Here is a 19,654-nt window from a genome sequence, read left to right as displayed (position 1 = left end):
CGGGGCCGGTGTCGTGTGCGGGACGAGGGAGGAACGTCGTGGCGGTACCGGCAGCGATCGACCTGGTCGATCTCGCGCTCAAGGCGACCACAGCTTATGAACGGCCGGACCTCGCCGTCCGGCTCGAGCAGGCGCGCCGCCGGCTGGCCGATCCCGCGATCCGGGTGCTGGTGGTCGGGGAGTTCAAGCAGGGCAAGAGCCAGCTGGTGAACGCGCTGGTCAACGCGCCCGTCTGCCCTGTGGACGACGACATCGCCACCGCCGTGCCGACTGCCGTGCGGTACGCCGAGACGACGTCCGTCGCGCTGGTGCGTGAGGGGTCCTCGCCCGATTCGCCGCCGCAGCGCACCGACATCCCGTTGAACAAGCTCGCCGAGTACGTCTCGGAGGCCGGCAACCCGGGCAACCGGGCGCAGCTGGCGTACGCGGACATCGCGATCCCGCGCAAGCTGCTCTCGGGCGGCATGGTGCTCGTCGACACCCCGGGCGTCGGCGGGCTCGGCTCGGCGCACGGCGCGGCCACCATGTCCGCGCTCCCCACCGCCGACGCCGTCCTGCTCGTGTCGGACGCCGCGCAGGAGTACACGCGGCCCGAGCTGGAGTTCCTCGACGCCGCGCGCAAGCTCTGCCCGAACGTGGCGTGCGTGCTGACCAAGACGGACCTGTACCCGCACTGGCGGCGCATCGCCGACCTCGACCGCGGGCACCTCGACCGGGCCGGCGTCAACGCGCCGATCTTCCCCGTCTCGTCGATGCTGCGGCTGCACGCGGCGCAGACGAAGGACGACGCGCTGATGGCCGAGTCCGGGTTCCGCGAGCTCATCGACTACCTGCTGCGCCAGGTCGTGGGTGCTGCCGACGACCTCGCCCGCCGCTCCACCAGCCAGGACGTGCTGCTGGTGTGCGACCAGCTGACGGCGCAGATGAAGTCCGAGCTGTCGGTGCAGGAGAACCCCGAGCGCGTCGAGGCGATGATGGCCGAGCTCAACAGGGCCAAGCAGCGCGCGGAGGACCTGAAGCGCAACACGGCCCGCTGGCAGATCACGTTGAACGACGGGGTCGCCGACCTGCAGTCCGACATCGACTACGACCTGCGCGACCGGCTGCGCAGCATCGGCCGCGAGGCCGAGCAGCTGATCGACGACGCCGACCCGGCCGAGGTCTGGGACCAGTTCGCGCAGTGGTTCCACCAGCAGGTCGCCGCAGCCGCGTCGGCGAACTTCGTCTGGGCGCACGAGCGGGCCCGGTGGCTGGCCGGCCAGGTGGCGGAGCACTTCGCGGAGAGCATCGAGGTGGTGCTGCCCGAACTGCGGTTCGAGGACGAGGGCATGGCCGGCAAGGTCGACGCGCTCGAACGGCCCGAGGTCCGTGACGACAAGCTGTTCGGCAAGCTCATGACCGGCGCGCGCGGCGGCTACGGCGGCATGCTGATGATCGGCATGGCCAGCACCGTCGCCGGCTTCGCCATGCTCAACCCGATCTCCGGCGCGGCCGGGCTGCTGTTCGGTGTGAAGACGGTCCGCGACGAGAAGAAGCGGAACCTGGAGCGCCGCCAGGCCGAGACGAAGACCGCCGTCCGCAAGCACATCGACGAGGTGACGTTCCAGGTGGGCAAGGACTCGCGCGACATGCTGCGCCGCACCCAGCGCCAGCTGCGCGACCACTTCTCCGCGGTCGCCGAGGAGCTGACCACCTCGATCAGCGCGTCGGTGATGGCGGCGCAGGGCGCGCTCAAGACCACCACCGGGGAGCGCGACCAGCGCATCCGCGACCTCCGTGCGGAGATCGACCGCGTCGACGGGCTCGCGAACCGGGCCAGGGCGCTCGTCGCGAACCTGCCCGCGCCGCAGCCCGTCGCGGTGACCACCCGATGAGCGCTCCCGCTCCCTCGCTGGGCGCCGAGGTGCGCGTCCTGCTCCGGCGCACCATCGACACCTACCGCGACAGCGGGGCCGCCGTCGGCTGGCTGCAGCACCACCTCGCCCGGTTCGACGAGCCGCTGCGCGTCGCCATCGCCGGCAAGGTGAAGGCCGGCAAGTCGACGCTGCTCAACGCGCTCGTCGGGGAGGCCATCGCACCGACCGACGCCGGCGAGTGCACCCGCGTCGTCACCTGGTACGTCGACGCGTCGGTCCCCAAGGTCACGATGTTCCCCCGCAACGCGGCCCCGAAGCAGCTCACGATCAGCCGGGCCGGGGGCGGCCTCTCGTTCGACCTGCTGCACACCCCCGTCGAGCAGATCGACAAGCTCGAGGTGCAGTGGCCGTCGCAGAGCCTGCGCGCGCAGACCCTCATCGACACCCCCGGCATCGCGTCGCTGTCGAAGGACACCTCGGCACGGGCCGGTGCGTTCCTCGCTCCCGACGACTCGCCGAGCCAGGCCGACGCCGTCATCTACCTGATGCGCCACCTGCACGCGACCGACCTGGACTTCCTCGAGTCGTTCTACGACCAGGGCGTCGCGAGGGCCACCCCGATCAACACGATCGCCGTGCTCTCGCGAGCCGACGAGATCGGCGTCGGCCGGCTCGACGCGCTCAGCTCGGCCCGGCGCATCGCCCGCCGCTACCGGCAGGACGAGAAGATCCGCTCGCTCTGCCAGACCGTTGTCGCGGTCGCGGGGCTGCTCGCCGAGACCGGTCGCACCATGCGCCAGCACGAGTTCGCCGCGCTGACCGCGCTCGCCGGCATGCCGCGCAGCGAGATCGACAGCATGCTGCTGTCGGTCGACCGGTTCTCCACGATGGAGCTCGATGCCGGGTCCGGCCTGCCCGACGCGGAGACGCGCGGGAAGCTGATGGAGCGGTTCGGGCTGTTCGGGGTGCGGCTGGCCACCACGCTCATCCGGCAGGGCATGACCGACCCCACCGCGATCTCCGCCGAGCTCGTCAAGCGCAGCGGGCTCGACGACCTGCGCACCGTGCTGGCCACCCAGTTCGCCGAGCGCCGCGACCTGCTGAAGGCGCGATCCGCGCTGCTCGCGATCGACCTGGTGCTGGCCAGGGAGCCGCGGCCGGCGTCGGCGCCGCTGGCGGCCGAGGTGGAGCGGATCCTGTCCGGTGCGCACGAGTTCGCCGAGCTGCGGCTGCTCTCGACACTGCGGTCCGGCGCGGTCGTGCTGCCGGCCGAGGTGCTCGCCGAGGCCGAGCGGCTGGTCGGGGGCGAGGGCGGCACCCCGTTCGCCCGCCTCGGCCTCGAACCGACGGCGCACCCGCAGGAGCTGCGCATGGCCGCCCTCGACGCGGCGTCGCGGTGGGCCCGTCGCGCGGAGAGCCCGATGTCGAGCCGCGCCGTGTCGGACCTGTCGCGCCTTGTGGTGCGCAGCTGCGAGGGGATCCTGGCGCAGATCTCGCGCTGACGTCGGGTCCAACCCGACCGCGCGAGTTGGCCGTCCTGACAGGGCGAGTTGGCCGTCCCGACTGCGCGAGTTGGCCGTCCTGACCGGGCGAGTTGGCCGTCCCGACAGGGCGAGTTGGCCGTCCCGACAGGGCGAGTTGGCCGTCCCGACTGCGCGAGTTGGCCAACTCGCCCTGTCGAACGGGCCAACTCGCGCTGCCGAGATGGCCAACTCGCGGTGTGCTCCGGCGCCTTACTGCACGATCTGGCGCAGCTGCGCGAACAGCTCCCCGCGGCTCGTGGAGCCCAGTCGTTGGCGCATCCGCGCGACGTGGTGCTCCACGGTCTTCGCCGAGATGAACAGCTGCTCGCCGATCTCCTTGTACGTCTTGCCGTCCACGAGCAGGGCTGCCACCTCGCGCTCCCGCTCGCTCAGCGGCCCGCTCGGCTCCTCCGCGGGCTCGCGCGGCGGTGCGGTGACGGCGGCGAGCCCGGACGGCGGCGTCTCCGCGTCGGGGGCCACGTCCGGGGCGGGGACGCTGGACTGCAGCGCCCGCGCCGTCTGCAGCAGCGCCGACATGGCCTTGCGGTCCCGGGTGCGGATCGCGGCCTGCCCGGCCAGCTTCCCGCCCTCCCACGCCAGCCCGACGGCGTGCAGCCCGCGTGCCGCCACCTCGACGGCCTCGGCGTCGACGTCGTGGTCGAGCATCCGCACCCAGTGCGGCGCCGCCGCGGCCAGGGCGGCGGCGTAGCGGCTGCCGCCCGCCGCCCGGCCGACGGCGGCAGCGTGCCGGGCAGCCTCGTCCCGCGACTCGGCGAGGATCGCGGCCTGCAGCCGCGCCCAGTGCAGCGGCGCCGCCCACAGCGGCGGATCCCCGAGCCGGCCGAGCAGCGCGTCGGCCTCGTCGAGGTGCGGGGCCACCCAGCTCGGTTCACGCAGGCGGGTCGCCGCGATGGCCAGCTCGCCCAGCTCGTGCAGCATGTAGAGGTCGACGGGGTGGCGCACGACCGCCTCGCGCGCCCGACCCCACGCCGGCATCAGCGCGGCCAGGTCGCCGGTGCGCCGTGCGACGGCCACCTCCAGTGCTGCGGCCAGCAGCTCGTCGCGCGGCTCCAACCCGGCTCCGACGCCCGTCACCGCCGCCTTGGCCGCCGGGACGGCGCCGCGGGCGAGCGCGATCCAGCCGAGCAGCAGCCGGTGCCGTGGCGCGGCCCCGCGCCCACCCATCCGTGCCCGCAGCGCCCGCTCCAGCACCGACCGGGCCACGTCCAGCTCGCCGCAGTGCACCGCGACGATCGCCGCCAGCGCGGCGGGCTGGTCGGGCAGCAGCACCGCGCGCGCGTCCGACTCCATCATCGCCGCGGCGCGGGTGAGCAGCGACAGCGCCGCCGTCGGGGAGCCGGTGACCGACTCCCGGACGCCGTCGGCGACGAGGTCCTCCGCTCCGGCGAGCAGGGTCGGCGCACCGGTGGGCGACGGCGGCGCCGCGACCGGCCCGCCGGTGCCGACCAGCACCGGCACCGCCAGCGCGGACGCGCGGCCCGTCACCGAGTCGACGTAGCGGTACAGCTCGGCGCTGCGCGCCAACAGCCCGCGCCGCGCCAGTACGGCGGCGGCCACGGTGCCCGCGAGCGCGACGTCCTCGCGCGGCACCTGGTCGGCCGCCGACAGCACCCGGTCGGCCTCGGCGATGGCCGCGTCGCCGTCCCCGCGGACGAGGGCGGCGTGCGCCCGCCGCGCGGCGACGACCAGGGGCGGGACCCCGGCCGCGGTCGCAGCGGCGAACATCGCCTCCGCGTCCGGGGCGCCCACGCGCAGCAGCGCGTCGCCTGCCGTGGTGAACACCTCCGCCATCCGCGGGCCGGCCGCGCCGCTGCCGAGCAACCCCCGAGCCGCGACGACGACGTCGCCGCCGCGGTCCAGTGCACGCTCGGCCAGTGCGCGGCGCACCGCCGTCCGGGTGGCGGGCGGGGTGCGGGCGAGCACCGCGGCGGACACGATCGGGATGGCCCGCCCGTCCGCGCCCAGCAGACCGGCGGCGACCGCTGCTTCCACCCGCTCGTCCAGCTCGGTGGCGGATCCGAGTCCGAGCAGGTCCGCATCCAGCGGGGCTCCGGCGGCGAGGTGCAGCAGCAGCTCGTTCACGGCCGGCGGCTGCGCAGCCAGCGTGTATCCCAGCTGCGCGACCAGCCCTGCCTCACCGTCGGTCGCGGTCAGCAACCGGTCGACCAGCAGCGGTACCCCGCCTGTCCGGTCGAGGACGGCGGCGACGGCCCGGTCCTCGATCCGCCGGCCCAGCAGCCGCTCGGCGCGCACGGCGACCCCGGTCGCGTCGAGCGGCCCCAGCACGACCGGTGCGCGCCGGGCGGCGAGCACCGCACCCAGCGCGGCCAGCTCCGGCGAGCGCGGCCACGGCCGGTGGGCCACCACGAGCCACCCGCCGGGCAGGCCGGCCAGCCGCCGCAGATCCGCCAGGACCGCGGGGTCGAGCAGGTGGGCGTCGTCGACGAGCAGGGCCTCCGCGGCGTCCAGCCCGTCCGACGGCAGGTCGGCGCGCACGGTGATCCCGGCGGCGCGGAACGCCGTGGCCAGCGCGTCGAGCAGCACGGTCTTGCCGTGTCCGCCCGGCCCGACGACGTCCAACCGTCGCACGGACTCGGGCGCAGCGGCGATGTCCCGTACGGCACGCAGGGCCGGCGGCGACCCGTCGACACCCGGTGGTCCAGGGTCGGCGGCCCCCTGCCGGAACCCGCCTGCCGCCGACGCCCGTGTCGTCACGACGCGTGTTTCCCCCCGGCTGCGGAGTCTGGCTCTCCCGTCAGGCTACCGAGGTCGCAGAACGCCGCCCGTCGGGGTCGTCACGTTCAGTTGAGGAAGCGCATGTCGGCGGGGAGTCCGCCGCCCCCGTGCACGTCCTCGACCAGCTTCTGCAGCGCGGTGAGCGCCACGTTCTGGCTGAACGGCCCGTACGACACGCGCGCCACGCCGAGCCGCTGGGCCGTCGACAGCGGGATGGACCCGGGTGCCCCGATGATGCTGATCCGCTGCTCGCCGAGGGCCTCGACGATCCGCCCGACCGTCGTCTCGTCGAGCCGGCCCGGCACGAAGAAGCACGCCGCGCCCGCGCCGAGGTAGGCGCGGCCGCGCTCGATCGCGTCCGCCAGCACCTCCTCGCGGTCGCGGTCGCCCGCCCTCAGGAAGGCGTCGGTGCGGGCGTTGAGCACGAACGGGATGCCGGCCTTCTCCCCAGCCGCCACTGCCGCCTCGACGGCCCGGACCGAGTCCGCGAGCGGCTTCATCTGGTCCTCGAGGTTCGCCCCGACGATCCCGACGTCGATCGCCCGCGCGATCGTGCCGCCCGCGTCGCCGTAGCCGCCCTCGAGATCGGCCGAGACGGGCAGGTCCACGGACCGTGCGATCAGCCCCACCGCCTCGATCATGAGGTCGCGCGGGATCGCCTCGCCGTCGGGGTAGCCGTGGCTCGCGGCGATGCTGTGGCTGGCCGTGGCCAGCGCCTTCGTGCCCGGGGTGCTGGCCACCACCTTCGCGGTGATCGCGTCCCACACGTTCACGACGGTCAGCAGCTCGGGATCGGTGTGCAGGCGGAGGAGCTCAGCGGCCTTGGCCGCGACGTCGGTCATGGCGCCCAGCATGCCCCCCGCCGGCCGGTCACCGCCGCCCAGTTGCGGCCGGGTCCGTCGCCGACGGGTCCGGCGGGGTGATGCCGGCCGCCGCCAGCACCGCAGGCCCGTTGGACGCCCCCGCCACGAGCAGCGGCCAGGTCTCCCCGCCGAGGATGCCGTTGACCTCCTCGGTGCGGTGCGCGATCTGGAAGAGCCGCACGGCGTCGGCGGTCTGCGGGGAGTACGCGCCGTCGACGGGCACGTGGAGCAGCTGCTGCGCCGCGCGCACGGCGGGTCCGACGTCGCCGGTGCGCAGCAGCGGCCAGCGCGGTGGCGCGCTCTCGACGGCGTCGATGCGCCGGCCCAGCAGCCCGGCGACCTCGCTGCGCAGCCGGGGGAGCGATCCGTAGAGATTGTCGCCCGGGCACGCGGTGTCCTTGAAGTCGCGGTGACCGTAGAGCTCGGTCGGCGGGATGCCGTACTGGCTGCAGATGTAGGCGCAGGTCTCGCGCAGCCGGTCCCACAGCGCTTTCGGCGGGGCGATGTCCGTGTAGATCCCCTCGTTCTCGATGCCGATGGCGACGACGTTCTGGCCGGTGCAGTGCGCCCCCTCGACCTGCTGCCGCCCGCCGCGCAGGATCTCCAGGCTGCGGTGCCGGCCCTCCAGGACGACGCCGCCGCGGCTGATCGTGAAGTGCTGGCCAGTGTCGAGCCAACCGCGCCCGTCCATGTGGAACTTCTGGATGGCGACGGCGAGCGCGACGGCCGCGGCGGCGCTGAAGTCCACGACGTTCGGGGTGGCGGTGTGGTGGACGAGGATCTTGACGGGTCGCTGGTCCCAGATCTTCACGGGTTCGCTGGGTGGCCGGGCGCCCCAGGCGGCGCAGTCGAGGATCGGCGGTGCGGCCTCGGCGGTGCCCGGGCCGATCAGCGCGGCACCGCCCGCGAGGACGAGGCCGCCCGCGAGGAGGTGGCGCCGCGGAATCCCGGCACGCGCCATCCCGCCGCCTCCATCGTCCCATCAGTCCCACTGTGCTCATCGGCACCATGCGTCACGGGCTCGATACCGCACAACGGGAGGGCCCGAACGTGTGATCCCCCGACCGGTGACGTGCGACTACCGGTCGCTGCTTGTCGCGGTTACCGCTCGGTAATATGATGGGGTTACCGACGAGTAGCCACATGTGGTGAGGAGCGACGGGCCATGGGCCACTTCAAGAGCAACCTGCGCGACATCGAGTTCAACCTCTTCGAGGTCTTCCGCGTGCAGGAGCGGCTGGGCTCGGCCCCGTTCGACAACCTCGACGTCGACGGCGCGCGCGACACCTTGCGCGAACTGAACGCCCTGGCGGTCGGGCCGCTGGCCGAGTCGTTCGCCGACGCCGACCGCAACCCGCCGGTCTACGACCCGAAGACCTTCTCCGTGACGATGCCGGAGTCGATGAAGAAGGCGTACAAGGCGCTCATCGACGGCGAGTGGTGGCGCCTCGGCCTGCCCGAGGAGCTGGGCGGCTACGGCATCCCGCCCACCATCCAGTGGGCCGCCGCCGAGCTGATCCTCGGCTCCAACCCCGCCGCGTTCATGTACATGGCCGGCCCGAACTTCGCGACCGTCGTGCACCGCAACGGCACGGACGAGCAGAAGCGCTGGGCCGAGATCATGATCGAGCGCGGCTGGGGCGCCACGATGGTGCTCACCGAGCCCGACGCGGGCTCCGACGTCGGCGCCGGCCGCACCAAGGCCGTGCAGCAGGCCGACGGCACCTGGCACATCGACGGCGTCAAGCGCTTCATCACCTCGGCCGAGCAGGACATGACCGAGAACATCATGCACCTGGTGCTGGCCCGCCCCGAGGGCGCGCGCGAAGGCACCAAGGGCCTGTCGCTGTTCCTCGTGCCCAAGTTCCACTTCGACACTGAGACGGGCGAGCTCGGCGAGCGCAACGGCGCCTTCGTCACCAACGTCGAGCACAAGATGGGTCTGAAGGCGTCCACCACGTGCGAGCTGACGTTCGGCCAGCACGGCGTCCCGGCGGTCGGCTGGCTGCTCGGCGAGGTGCACGACGGCATCGCGCAGATGTTCCAGGTGATCGAGCACGCGCGCATGCTGGTCGGCACGAAGGCCATCGGAACCCTCTCCACCGGCTACCTGAACGCGCTGGAGTACGCCAAGGAGCGCGTGCAGGGCGCCGACCTGCCGCAGATGCTCGACAAGTCGGCCCCGCGCGTGACGATCACCCACCACCCCGACGTGCGCCGGCTGCTGATGCAGAACAAGGCCTACGCCGAGGGTCTGCGCGCGCTGTACATCTACACGTCGTCGTTCCAGGACGAGATCCGCGTCGCCGCCGAGACCGGTGCCGACGGCACGCTCGCGGAGAAGGTCAACGACCTGCTGCTGCCGATCGTCAAGGGCGTCGGGTCGGAGCGCGCCACCGAGCAGCTCGTGCAGTCGCTGCAGGTGCTGGGCGGCTCGGGCTTCCTGCAGGACTACCCCATCGAGCAGTACATCCGCGACGCCAAGATCGACTCGCTGTACGAGGGCACCACCGCGATCCAGTCGCTCGACTTCCTGTTCCGCAAGATCGTCCGCGACAACGGCCAGGCGCTCGGGCACGTGGCCGGGGAGATCCAGCAGTTCCTCGCGGCCGAGTCGGGCAACGGCCGGCTCAAGGAGGAGCGGGCACTGCTCGGCACCGCACTGGCCGACGTTCAGGGCATGCTCGGTGCGCTGACCGGCTACCTGATGAAGTCCGTCGAGGAGCCGGCGAGCATCTACAAGGTCGGCCAGCACACCGTCCGCCTGCTGATGGCCGTCGGCGACCTGCTCATCGGCTGGCTGCTGCTGCGCCAGGCCGAGATCGCCCTCGCCGCGTTGGGCGGCGAGGTGACGGCCAAGGACAAGGCCTTCTACGAGGGCAAGGTCGCGGTCGCCCGCTTCTTCGCCAAGACGCAGCTGCCGCTGCTCACCCCGCAGAGGACGATCATCGAGAACGCCGACAACAGCCTCATGGAGCTCGACGAGGCCGGTTTCTGACCCACCTCACACAGCGCGCGGCCCCCTCACACACGTTCTGACTTGTGTGAGGGGGCCGCGCGCTGTGTGACGTCCTACCCGGCGATGTAGCTCTGCAGCTGCTCCGTCTCGCTCTCGAGCAGGTCGATGCGGGCCTTCACCAGGTCGCCGATGCTGACGATCCCGACGAGCCGTCCGTCGACCACCACGGGCAGGTGCCGGAACCGGCGCTCGGTCATGACCTTGGCCAGGTCGGCCACGCGGTCCTCCGGCGCACACGTGGTGACGTGCGTGCTCATGATCTCCGACGTGACGGTCTCCAGCAGGCCGGTGCTGTCGGTGTGCAGCCGGCGGACGATGTCGCGCTCGGACACGATGCCGACGACGGTGTCCCCGTCCACGACGGGGACCGCGCCGATGTTGTGCTCGGCGAGCAGCGCCAGCAGTTCGGCCACCGTCGTGCTGGGCGACACGGTCGCCACGTCGCTGCCCTTGCCCTTCAACACGTCCGCGATCCGCATGCGCGTCCCCGATCTCGTCGACGTCGATGAGTTCCGAGGGTACGAACGTGACGTCCGTCGCGAAAGTGCTGGGGTCAGCTACCGCACTCCACGATCGGGGACGGGTTGTACCGCACGGTGCGCGTGGGGTCGGTGCGCACCTCGCCTGTCTTGAGGTTCCGCAGCGTGCGGGTGTCGGTCACGGTGAACCCGGGCGCGCCCTTGCTGGGCGAGCACGGCTCCCCGCTCGGGATGGTGACCGTCTTCGGCTCGGTGGGCAGGGTCCGCGGCCCGGTGGCCGAGGTGACCTCGTAGTACTTCGTTCCGAGCATCCGCACCGTGATCGACGACGGCGTCCACACCGTCTGGATCATGATCGCGGTCGGGGTGTCGTTGCGGAACTTGAGGTCGATGATGTTGTCGAACACCGTCGCCTCGCGGCCCGGGGGGTAGCGGCTGATGTAGAAGCTGTGCTCCTTGTGCTCCACCAGCGTGAGCCCGGCGAAGTACGCCGCGTTGTACAGCGTGGTCGCGACCTGCGACACGCCGCCGCCGATGCCCCGCGACGGGTGCCCGTCCTCGATGATGCCGGCCTCGACGTAACCGTTGGTCGCGTCCCGCGGGTTGGTCCGGGCGTTCAGGCTGAACGTCTCTCCCGGCTGCACCACGGTGCCGTTGACCTGCTCGGCGGCCCGCTTGATGTTCTGCCCGGAGTCGGCGGCGAACCCGCGGGTGGTGAACTCGCTGACCAGCCCGGTGATGCCGAGCTCCTTCAGCTTCTCCGTCGTCATTGCGGCGGGCTTCTCCGCGTAGACGGCCGCGACCTGCCGTCCGGCCGTGCCGATCAGCGGTGGGCCCATGGCCGCCGCGGTGGCCGCGTAGTCGACGCCGCGCCCGTCCTGGGAGGGCACGACGACGGGTGCGCCGGTGGCGAAGTCGATCGTCGCGTCCCGGCCGGGCCTCTCCGACGGCGCGAACGCCGGGGCCGCGACCTGCTCCAGCGCCGCCGGGTTGACCTCGCCGATCAGGTCGCCGGCCGGGCCCGGCTTGAACACCAGCACGGTGGCGATCTGCTGCGGGGTGAGGGTGATCGAGGTGCCGCCCTCGCCCGTCACCGTGAACGGTGCCGCGACCGCCGGCCGGGCGACGCTCGCGATCGCCTTCTCGACGCTCTGCGGGCTCGTCACCGGCGGGATCGTGGCGAGCGGCAGCTGGATCGTGGTGCCGGACACCCAGTCGCGACGGACGACGGCGGCCGCGGCCGCGATGTCCAGCTCCTGGCCGGGCGCCGGGGCGACCGCGACCGGGGTGAGCCCGTCGAACCGCACGTTGCCCTCGCTCGCGGGCCGGTTCACGATCGGCTCCAGCTCGGTGAGCGCGGCGTCGAGCCGGGGTGCGTCGACGGTCGACACGACGTCGACGTCGCGCGACTGGAACAGCGAGGTCAGGCGCGTGATCGGGTTGAGCGGCTGCTCGCCGGCGGCGGCCATCGTGGCCGGCCAGTCGACGGCGAGACCGGCAGCCTTCGGGTCGAGCGTGCTCGTCGCCTCGTCGAGACGCACCTGCACGGGCTTGCTCGCGCGCGGCTCGATCGCCGCGCGCAGCTTCTGCTCGGCCGCGGCCGGCTCGAGCCCGCCGACGGACACGCCCGCGACCGTCACGCCGCGGGGGATCGTGCCCTGGCTGAGCAGCACGTCCCCGCCGTAGGCGAGACCGGCCAGCACGACGAGCGCGGCCACGGTCAGCAGGATCTTCCGGCCGCGCCGGCGGGGCCGGTCGCCGTCCGTCCCGGCCGACGGGGGCAGCTGCGTGGGCGGCTGTTCCTGGGCCTGGGTCACCGGGAGTCGCTCGGTGATCGGGTCGACGGAGGCCATGGCCTGCGAGATCGGGGCCTGGTTCGGCGGGCCGGGCAGCGCGCTGGGCCGCGTGGGACCCTCGTCGGCCGGCGGAGCGGCGGCCGTCAACGGCAAGGCCTGCGTCGGGTCGTCGGCCCACGGCTCGAACCACGCGCTTGCCGGGCCGGGCCGCAGCACCACCGTCTGCTCGGTGCCGGAGGGCTGCTGCGCGCCGTTCTGGACGTCGCGCCGTTCCTCGGCCGGGGCGGCGTCACCGGCGGGCTCCCCCGACTGGCCGTCAGCAGCGTCCGGGGTCTTCGACGCGCCGTTCGCCGGAGCCGCCGGCGCGGGGATGGGGCCGGTGCCGGGACGGGGCTGAGGCGCCAGCGGGTGCGGCACCTCGAAGTCGTCGTTGTCCGTGGGGCCGCTCGGTGCGGGACGAGGGCGGGGTGCCGGCGGGCCGTCCGCCCGACCCGGCGACGGCGCGGCAGGCGCATCCTGCGGGGCTTCGACGGTGGGCCCGTCGAGGTCGGGCGCCTCCCGCTCTCCCGCGGTCGTGTCGCCGGGCGTTGCCTGCCGCTCGGGCATGACGTCTGGTTCCCCTCAGCTTCTCAGGCCGTGCCCGACGGTCGCGTGGTCACAGGTAGAGGCCGGTGCCGTGCTCTGTGCGCTCGGTGGCGACGGCGTGCAGCTCACGCTCGCGCAGCACCAGGTAGCTCGCGCCCTGCACCTCGACCTCGTACTGGTCGTCGCGCGCGAACAGCACGCGATCACCGACCTTGACCGTGCGCACGTGGTTGCCCACGCCGAACACCTCGCCCCAGACCAGACGCTTGGCCACCTCGGCGGTCGCGGGTATCACGATGCCCGCGGTGCTGCGCCGCTCACCGTTCCCGTCGGCCTTCACCATGACCCGGTCGTGCAGCATCTGGATCTCGAGTTTCGGGTCCTGCACCCGAAGGATGCTACGGCCACGGGTACGAAACAGCCCCGCGGGGCTGCCAGGTCGGGGGTCCGACAGCACCGCGGGGCTGACATGGAATTCGAAACGCGGACGGTCCGTGTTACCTCAGTTCCCGGTTTGCGCCAGATTCACTCGTTCGGAGCATCAGGCCTGGTTGAGCAAGTACCGCCCGAAGTGCGGGACGGTGAACGCGATCTGGCCGCGCTGCGCGGAGAAGACGAGCCCCTTCTTGAGGAGGCTGTCGCGCGCGGGCGAAAGGGAGGAGGCGCGCCGGGCGAGGTGGTCGGCGATGTCGGCGGTGGCCACCGGCTCGTCGCGGCCGTCGGCGAGCTCGGCCATGGCCCGCAGGTACTCCCGCTCCGCGGGGGTGGCCCGCTCGTAGCGGGAGCCGAAGAAGCCGACGGCCAGCTCGGTCTCGGCCTCGGGCGCGGCGACCTTGACGTCGAGGGCGTCGATGGGGTTGCGGGGCGCGGCGTCCCACGCGGCCTTCCCGTACGCCTGCACGAAGTATGGGTAGCCGCTGGAGGCCTCGAAGAGGGCGTCGAGCGCCTCGGGGGAGAACGTGGCGTCCTCCCGCTCGGCGGGGGCGAGGAGGGCGAAGTCGGCATCGGCGCGGTCGAGCTGGCCGATGCGCACGTACTTGAACAGCCGCTCCGAGTACGACTTGGATGCGGACAGCACGGCCGGCAGGTGCGGCAGCCCGGCGCCGACGACGACGAGCGGCGCCCGCGACTGGGAGAGCTCGTGGCAGGCGGCGCAGAGCGCCGAGACGTCGCCCGGGCGCAGGTCCTGCATCTCGTCGATGAGCACGGCGACACCGGTCTCGACGTCGGCGGCGAGCGCGGCGACCTCGGTGAACAGCTCGACGAGGTCGATCTCGATGTCGCCGGAGTCGGCGCGGCCGTTGCGGACGGGCACGTCGATGCCGGGCTGCCAGCGGTCGCGCAGCTTCGCGTCGGACGGGGCGGAGCGCAGCGCGAACGCCTTCAGCACACCCAGCACCTCGTCGACGCGGTCGGCGTGCGGGTGCCGCACGGCGAGGTCGCGGATCGCGCGGTGCAGCGCGGCCGAGAGCGGCCGGCGCAGGTCGGCGTCGGGCCGGGCCTCGACCTTGCCGGCGCCCCAGCCGGCGTGCTGGGCCATGGACCGCAGCTCGCCGAGGAGCACCGTCTTGCCGACACCGCGCAGGCCGGTGAGCACCAGGCTGCGTTCGGGGCGGCCGCGGGCGACCCGTTCCAGGACGATCTCGAACGCGTCGAGCTCCTTGTCGCGTCCGGCGAGCTCCGGCGGGCGCTGGCCGGCGCCCGGGGCGAACGGGTTGCGCACGGGGTCCACGATCCGACGGTATCGGCGTTTCTTGATCGAACCGTAGAAGCGGCTATCGAGTGCGATGGCGTGTCGCGGATCGGGCAGTATCCGGTGATCTTGCAGCAGTGCTAGAAACGGCAAGAGAGCCCGATCGACCGGCATCGCCGGATATCGGGCTCTCTCGGTGTCGTTCTAGAGATCGCGATAGAGCGCTCAGGAGCGGGGGACGATCTCGCCCTCGACGACGGGCGCCCCGTCGACCACCTCGCCGTCGACGACCGTGCTGCCCTCGCGGATGCGCGCCGTGCGCAGCACGGGCGCCCGCTCCTCCGCGGCGCGCACCAGACGGCGCCGCACGAGCGCGCGGGTGGGCGGCAGCAAGAGCAGCAGGCCGGCCAGATCGGTGACCAGGCCGGGAACGATGAACAGCAGCCCGGCGGCCGCGACGAGCAGGCCGTCGGTGAGCTCGGCGTGCGCGACGCGGCGGCTGGCGACGGCCTCGGCGAGCGCCTGGGCCGCCCGGACGCCTTCGCGGCGGGCCAGCCATGCGCCGACCACCGCGCCGGCCAGCAGCACCAGCAGCGTCCAGCCGACGCCGATCACCGAACCCAGCGCGACCAGCGCGAGGATCTCGACGACGAGGTAGAGCAGGACGAACGGCATGCCCCCTCAACGAACGAGGTGCGCCGATCGCTCCCGCCGGGGCGTCACGGATCGGTCTCGCTCACCACGTCAGCGCCAGGCCAGGGTCCGTCAGCAGCGCGCCCACGTCGGCGAGGAAGCGCGAGCCCTGCTCGCCGTCGACGAGCCGGTGGTCGAACGACAGCGCCAGCTGGCACACCGTCCGCACGGCCAGCTCGCCGTCGACCACCCAGGGCATCGGTTTGATCGCGCCGACGGCGAGGATGCCGGCCTCGCCCGGGTTGAGGATCGGGGTGCCGGTGTCGACGCCGAACACGCCGACGTTGGTGATCGTGAAGGTGCCGCCGACCAGGTCCGCGGGCGGCGTCTTGCCGCTGCGGGCGGTGTCGGTGAGCTCGGTCAGCGCGACGGCGAGCTCGCGCAGCGAGAGCGTGTCCGCGTCACGGATCTTGGGCACGATCAGCCCGCGCGGGGTGGCCGCGGCGATGCCGAGCTGCACGCGGTCGTAGTAGACGATCTCCCCGGCGGCCTCGTCCCAGCGGGCGTTGAGGTCGGGGGTGCGCGCGGCGGCCAGGCACACGGCCTTCGCGACGAACGCCAGCGGCGTCAGCTTCACGTCGCGGTAGCCGCGGTCGGCGCGCAGGCGGTCGCGCAGCTCCATCGTGGCCGTGATGTCGATGGTGAGGAACTCGGTGACGTGCGGCGCGGTGAACGCGCTGCCCGTGACGGCCGCGGCGGTGGCCTTCCGGACGCCGCGGATCGGCTCGCGCCGCTCGCCGCCGGACGACACCGCCGGACGGGCCGGCGCCGTGGCGTGCGCCTCCACGTCGGCGCGGGTGATGATGCCGTCCGCGCCGGACGGGGTGACCGTGCGCAGGTCGATGCCGAGGTCCTTGGCGAGCTTGCGCACCGGTGGCTTGGCCAGCGGCACGGCACCGTTGGAGGCGACGGGCTGCGGCTCGGGTTCGGCGGCCGGCGCCGGGGTGGGCGCCGGGGCCGCGTTCTTGCGCGGCCGCCGCGTCACCGAGCCGGGCCGCGGCCCGTAGCCGACGAGCGTGGCGATGCGCCCGTCCTTGCCGGCCTCGCCGATCTTGGCGCCCTGCTCCTCCTTCGCCGGAGCGGCGGGCGCGGCCGGCTCGGGCGCGGCCTCCGCGGTCTCGATCACGATGATCGGCGAGCCGACGTCGACGGTGCGGCCGGGCTCCACCAGCAGCTCGCCCACCGTGCCGGCCCACGGGCTGGGCAGCTCGACGGCGGCCTTGGCGGTCTCGATCTCGCACAGGATCTGGTTGACGGTGACGGTGTCGCCCGGGGCGACCTGCCAGGCGATGATCTCGGCCTCGGTGAGGCCCTCGCCGACGTCGGGCATGGCGAACTCGCGACGCATGCTGCTCACCAGCCCATCGAGCGGTCGACGGCGTCGAGCACGCGATCGAGGTCCGGGAGGTACTCCTCCTCTATCCGCGACGGCGGATAGGGGGTGTCGAACCCGGTGACCCGCAGCACGGGCGCCTCGAGGGAGTGGAAGCACTCCTCCTGCACGCGCGCCGCGACCTCCGCGGCCACCGACACCTCCGACGGCGACTCCGCGACGACGACCAGCCGGCCGGTGCGCCGCACCGACTCCGCGACGGGTTCGAGGTCCAGCGGGGAGAGCGTGCGCAGGTCGATCACCTCGAGGTCGTGGCCGTCGGACTCCGCGGCGGTCGCGGCCTCCAGGCAGGTCTTCACCACGGGCCCGTAACCGACGAGCGTCAGGCTCGACCCCGGGCGGACGACGCGGGCGGCGTGCAGCGGCATCGGCGTGGCCTCGGTGTCGACCTCGGCCTTCTCCCAGTACCGCCGCTTCGGCTCGAAGAAGATCACCGGGTCGTCGCTCTCGATGGACTGCTGGATCATCCAGTAGGCGTCGAGCGCGTTCGAGCACGAGACGACCTTCAGCCCGGCGACGTGCGCGAACAGCGCCTCCGGCGACTCGCTGTGGTGCTCGACGGCGCCGATCCCGCCACCGAACGGGATGCGCACCACCACCGGCATCGGCACCTTGCCCTGCGAGCGGAAGCGCAGCTTGGCCAGCTGGGACACGATCTGGTCGTACCCGGGGAAGACGAACCCGTCGAACTGGATCTCGCAGACCGGCCGGAACCCGCGGATCGCCAGGCCGACGGCCGTGCCGATGATGCCGGACTCGGCGAGCGGGGTGTCGAGGACGCGCTGCTCGCCGAAGTCCTTCTGCAGGCCGTCGGTGACGCGGAAGACCCCGCCCAGCTTGCCGACGTCCTCGCCCATCACGATCACCTTGGGGTCGCGCTCCATCGCGGCGCGCAGTCCCTCGTTGATCGCTTTGGCCAGGGTGAGTGTGGCACCGGCCATGTCCCGAGTCCTCTCGTCGAAGGTGCCCGACGACCCGCTCGTGACGGGTCGGCGGTCCGGGTCGCGCCCGGTGGGTGGCCCGGGCGGCGTCGCTTCCGCGTCATCTTGGCACGGTCGGGGCGGCGCGGCTCCGCTCTCGCGCGGCCGCCCCCACGCGACGTCACACACCCGGTGGCCACGGCACACAGGTTGTGACGTGTGTGCGGTGGCCGCGCGGTGTGTGACGTCGTTCCCGGCTAGGGAGAGCTCACGTGTCGAAGCTGGCCTGGTAGGCGAGGAAGGCCTCCCGCTGTGCGTCCAGCGTCGGGGAGTGCTCCGCGTAGACCTCGGAGAACAGCCGCTCCGGGCCGGGTGTGGGCATGTCGACGCAGTACTGGCGGAACCGCGCGGCCAGCTCGTCCGCCTCCGCGGCGACGCCGTCGAAGAACTCGGGCTCGACGCCGTGCTCGCGCACGAGGTTGACGCGCACCCGCTCGATCGGGTCCTTCAGCTTCCACAGCTCCAGCTCGTCGGCGAGCCGGTAGCGGGTCGGGTCGTCGGAGGTGGTGTGCGCGTCCATGCGGTAGGTGAACGCCTCGACGAGCACCGGGCCGTTGCCGGTGCGGCACTCCTCCAGCGCCCACCGGGTGACGGCGAGGCAGGCCAGCACGTCGTTGCCGTCGACGCGGATGCCGGGGAAGCCGTACCCCTGCGCGCGGCGGTACAGCGGGACGCGGGTCTGCCGCTCGGTGGGCTCGGAGATCGCCCACTGGTTGTTCTGGCAGTAGAAGACGACGGGCGCGTCGTAGACCGCGGCCCACACGAAGCCCTCGTGCACGTCGCCCTGGCTGGTGGCGCCGTCACCGAAGAAGCAGATGGTGGCCTCGGCGTCCGGCCCATCGCCGACCTTGGACTCGAACTTCTGGCCCATCGCGTAGCCAGTGGCGTTGAGGCACTGGTTGCCGATGACGATCGTGTAGAGGTGGAAGCCGGTGGCGGCCGGGTCCCACGAGCCGTGGTCGGTGCCGCGGAAGATGCCGAGCAGCTCGGTGGGGTCGATGCCGCGGGTGAAGGCCACGCCGTGCTCGCGGTACGACGGGAACGCCATGTCCTGCGGCTGCATCGCGCGGCCGGCGCCGATCTGGGCGGCCTCCTGCCCGAGCAGCGGCACCCAGATGCCGAGCTGGCCCTGCCGCTGCAGCGCGTTGGCCTCGCGGTCGAACCGGCGCACCAGCACCATGTCGCGGTAGAGGTTCTGCAGACCCTCGACGTCGACGTCGGCGGCGTAGGAGTCGAAGCGCGGATCGCCGACGCGCTCACCCTCGGGCGTCAGCATCTGGACGAGGTCCGGCCCGCCCTCGTCGGTGGCCTTCAGCCCGGCGACGACGCGGTCGCGGCTCGGCCTGCGGTTGCCGGGATCGGCGGTGGCCGGGGTCCAGTCCTGGGGGTCGGACACGACTCATCCTCCTCGTGCGCGGAACCCGGCCGTTCGTGGCAGCCGGGGGACGGGCGGCGCGAGCCGGGGGTACCCGGCCGGCGCTGCGCCCATCCTGGCACGCGAGGACGGCCGGTGGCGGCGGGAAGGCCGCGCCACCGGCCGTCGTGCTACCGGCTCAGGGCTGCGGGCGCGGTGCCGGGCTCGGCGTCGTCTGCTGCTCGGCCGAGACCGGCGGCAGCTGCCCGTTCTTGGCCGGGTCGGCCGGCGCGACCGACGGGGTCGTCGGGATGCCCGCGACCCCCTTCACGGATCGCGTCGCGCTGGTGATCTTGTCCGAGAACTTGCCCTTGGTCTGCTTGTCGATGAAGGCGGCGGCCTGGTCCAGGTACTTGCCGGCCTGCTCCGGATTGCTGCGCGCGTAGCGTCGCGCCGCCTCGGCCGCCGTCGCCAGCACGGCCAGGTTCCTCAGCTTCGGCATGGTTGTGCCCTCCCCGTCGGGTGTCTGGAAGCGTCCTACCCCACCTTGCCGCATCCGGAAACCTCGTGACGGCCTTATCACCCTGAGTGACGTCACGCAACGGTGACCGGCTTACCAGTGTCGTCGAGCGCCAAGTTTTGACAGAGTGCGCTGGTTCGCAG

Annotated in this window: 15 protein-coding genes; 3 read left to right on the top strand and 12 right to left on the bottom strand. The window is 73.0% G+C overall.

Translation table 11 applies throughout. From position 1 onward, the window contains the following. The first annotated feature begins 38 nt into the window (after positions 1-38). Both ACQEVB_RS06530 and ACQEVB_RS06525 read left to right on the top strand, forming a co-directional pair. Positions 39-1,874 carry a dynamin family protein gene (locus ACQEVB_RS06530; protein WP_432966452.1) on the top strand — a complete coding sequence of 612 codons (1,836 nt, stop codon included), beginning with the start codon at positions 39-41 and terminating at the stop codon, positions 1,872-1,874. After that, positions 1,871-3,358 carry a dynamin family protein gene (locus ACQEVB_RS06525; protein ID WP_432966450.1) on the top strand — a complete coding sequence of 496 codons (1,488 nt, stop codon included), beginning with the start codon at positions 1,871-1,873 and terminating at the stop codon, positions 3,356-3,358. The genes ACQEVB_RS06530 and ACQEVB_RS06525 overlap by 4 nt, the downstream gene beginning before the upstream one ends. Before the next feature lie 231 nt (positions 3,359-3,589). Here the strand turns inward: ACQEVB_RS06525 and ACQEVB_RS06520 are convergent, their stop codons facing one another. From ACQEVB_RS06520 to ACQEVB_RS06510, 3 genes are all read right to left on the bottom strand, one after another. Continuing rightward, positions 3,590-6,115 carry a LuxR C-terminal-related transcriptional regulator gene (locus ACQEVB_RS06520; protein ID WP_432966448.1) on the bottom strand — a complete coding sequence of 842 codons (2,526 nt, stop codon included), beginning with the start codon at positions 6,113-6,115 and terminating at the stop codon, positions 3,590-3,592. 86 nt (positions 6,116-6,201) lie between these two features. Further along, complete coding sequence (locus ACQEVB_RS06515; protein WP_432966446.1) at positions 6,202-6,978, bottom strand: isocitrate lyase/PEP mutase family protein; 777 nt, start codon at positions 6,976-6,978, stop codon at positions 6,202-6,204. Positions 6,979-7,006: 28 nt separating this feature from the next. Further along, positions 7,007-7,960 (bottom strand): peptidoglycan recognition protein family protein, encoded by a 954-nt coding sequence (locus ACQEVB_RS06510; RefSeq protein ID WP_432966444.1) that lies wholly within the window; start codon positions 7,958-7,960, stop codon positions 7,007-7,009. Positions 7,961-8,164: 204 nt separating this feature from the next. On the opposite strand from ACQEVB_RS06510, the gene ACQEVB_RS06505 reads away from it, so the two are divergent. Further along, the gene (locus ACQEVB_RS06505) at positions 8,165-9,997 is read left to right on the top strand and encodes an acyl-CoA dehydrogenase (RefSeq protein WP_432966442.1); all 1,833 of its coding nucleotides are present in this window, start codon (positions 8,165-8,167) and stop codon (positions 9,995-9,997) included. 74 nt (positions 9,998-10,071) lie between these two features. On the opposite strand, the gene ACQEVB_RS06500 is transcribed toward ACQEVB_RS06505, so the two are convergent. The 9 genes from ACQEVB_RS06500 to ACQEVB_RS06460 all read right to left on the bottom strand — a co-directional run bounded on the left by ACQEVB_RS06500 (position 10,072) and on the right by ACQEVB_RS06460 (position 19,493). Further along, entirely contained in the window at positions 10,072-10,497 is a 426-nt protein-coding gene (locus ACQEVB_RS06500) for a CBS domain-containing protein (protein ID WP_432966440.1), read from the bottom strand. A gap of 74 nt (positions 10,498-10,571) precedes the next feature. Beyond that, positions 10,572-12,899, bottom strand: coding sequence for a VanW family protein (locus tag ACQEVB_RS06495; RefSeq protein WP_432966438.1), 2,328 nt, complete (start codon positions 12,897-12,899; stop codon positions 10,572-10,574). Between the two features lie 49 nt (positions 12,900-12,948). Further along, positions 12,949-13,266, bottom strand: coding sequence for a GroES family chaperonin (locus tag ACQEVB_RS06490; RefSeq protein WP_432966436.1), 318 nt, complete (start codon positions 13,264-13,266; stop codon positions 12,949-12,951). Positions 13,267-13,419: 153 nt separating this feature from the next. Continuing rightward, a complete protein-coding gene (locus tag ACQEVB_RS06485; protein WP_432966434.1) occupies positions 13,420-14,610 on the bottom strand; it encodes an AAA family ATPase in 1,191 nt (396 codons plus the stop codon). A gap of 186 nt (positions 14,611-14,796) precedes the next feature. Beyond that, the gene (locus ACQEVB_RS06480) at positions 14,797-15,246 is read right to left on the bottom strand and encodes an FxsA family protein (RefSeq protein WP_432966432.1); all 450 of its coding nucleotides are present in this window, start codon (positions 15,244-15,246) and stop codon (positions 14,797-14,799) included. A gap of 61 nt (positions 15,247-15,307) precedes the next feature. After that, positions 15,308-16,612 carry a dihydrolipoamide acetyltransferase family protein gene (locus tag ACQEVB_RS06475; RefSeq protein WP_432980181.1) on the bottom strand — a complete coding sequence of 435 codons (1,305 nt, stop codon included), beginning with the start codon at positions 16,610-16,612 and terminating at the stop codon, positions 15,308-15,310. Positions 16,613-16,617: 5 nt separating this feature from the next. Beyond that, positions 16,618-17,598 carry an alpha-ketoacid dehydrogenase subunit beta gene (locus ACQEVB_RS06470; RefSeq protein WP_432966430.1) on the bottom strand — a complete coding sequence of 327 codons (981 nt, stop codon included), beginning with the start codon at positions 17,596-17,598 and terminating at the stop codon, positions 16,618-16,620. A gap of 247 nt (positions 17,599-17,845) precedes the next feature. Beyond that, positions 17,846-19,033, bottom strand: coding sequence for a pyruvate dehydrogenase (acetyl-transferring) E1 component subunit alpha (gene pdhA / locus ACQEVB_RS06465; protein ID WP_432966428.1), 1,188 nt, complete (start codon positions 19,031-19,033; stop codon positions 17,846-17,848). 157 nt (positions 19,034-19,190) lie between these two features. Continuing rightward, positions 19,191-19,493: an Rv0909 family putative TA system antitoxin gene (locus tag ACQEVB_RS06460; RefSeq protein WP_432966426.1), complete on the bottom strand. Its 303-nt coding sequence runs from the start codon at positions 19,491-19,493 to the stop codon at positions 19,191-19,193. Positions 19,494-19,654 lie beyond the last annotated feature (161 nt).

The sequence above is a fragment of the Pseudonocardia sp. CA-107938 genome (assembly GCF_050936315.1).
Lineage (GTDB): Bacteria > Actinomycetota > Actinomycetes > Mycobacteriales > Pseudonocardiaceae > Pseudonocardia.
The sequence above is the reverse complement of the archived record's forward strand: the minus strand, read 5'-3'. Positions and strand labels throughout refer to the sequence as shown.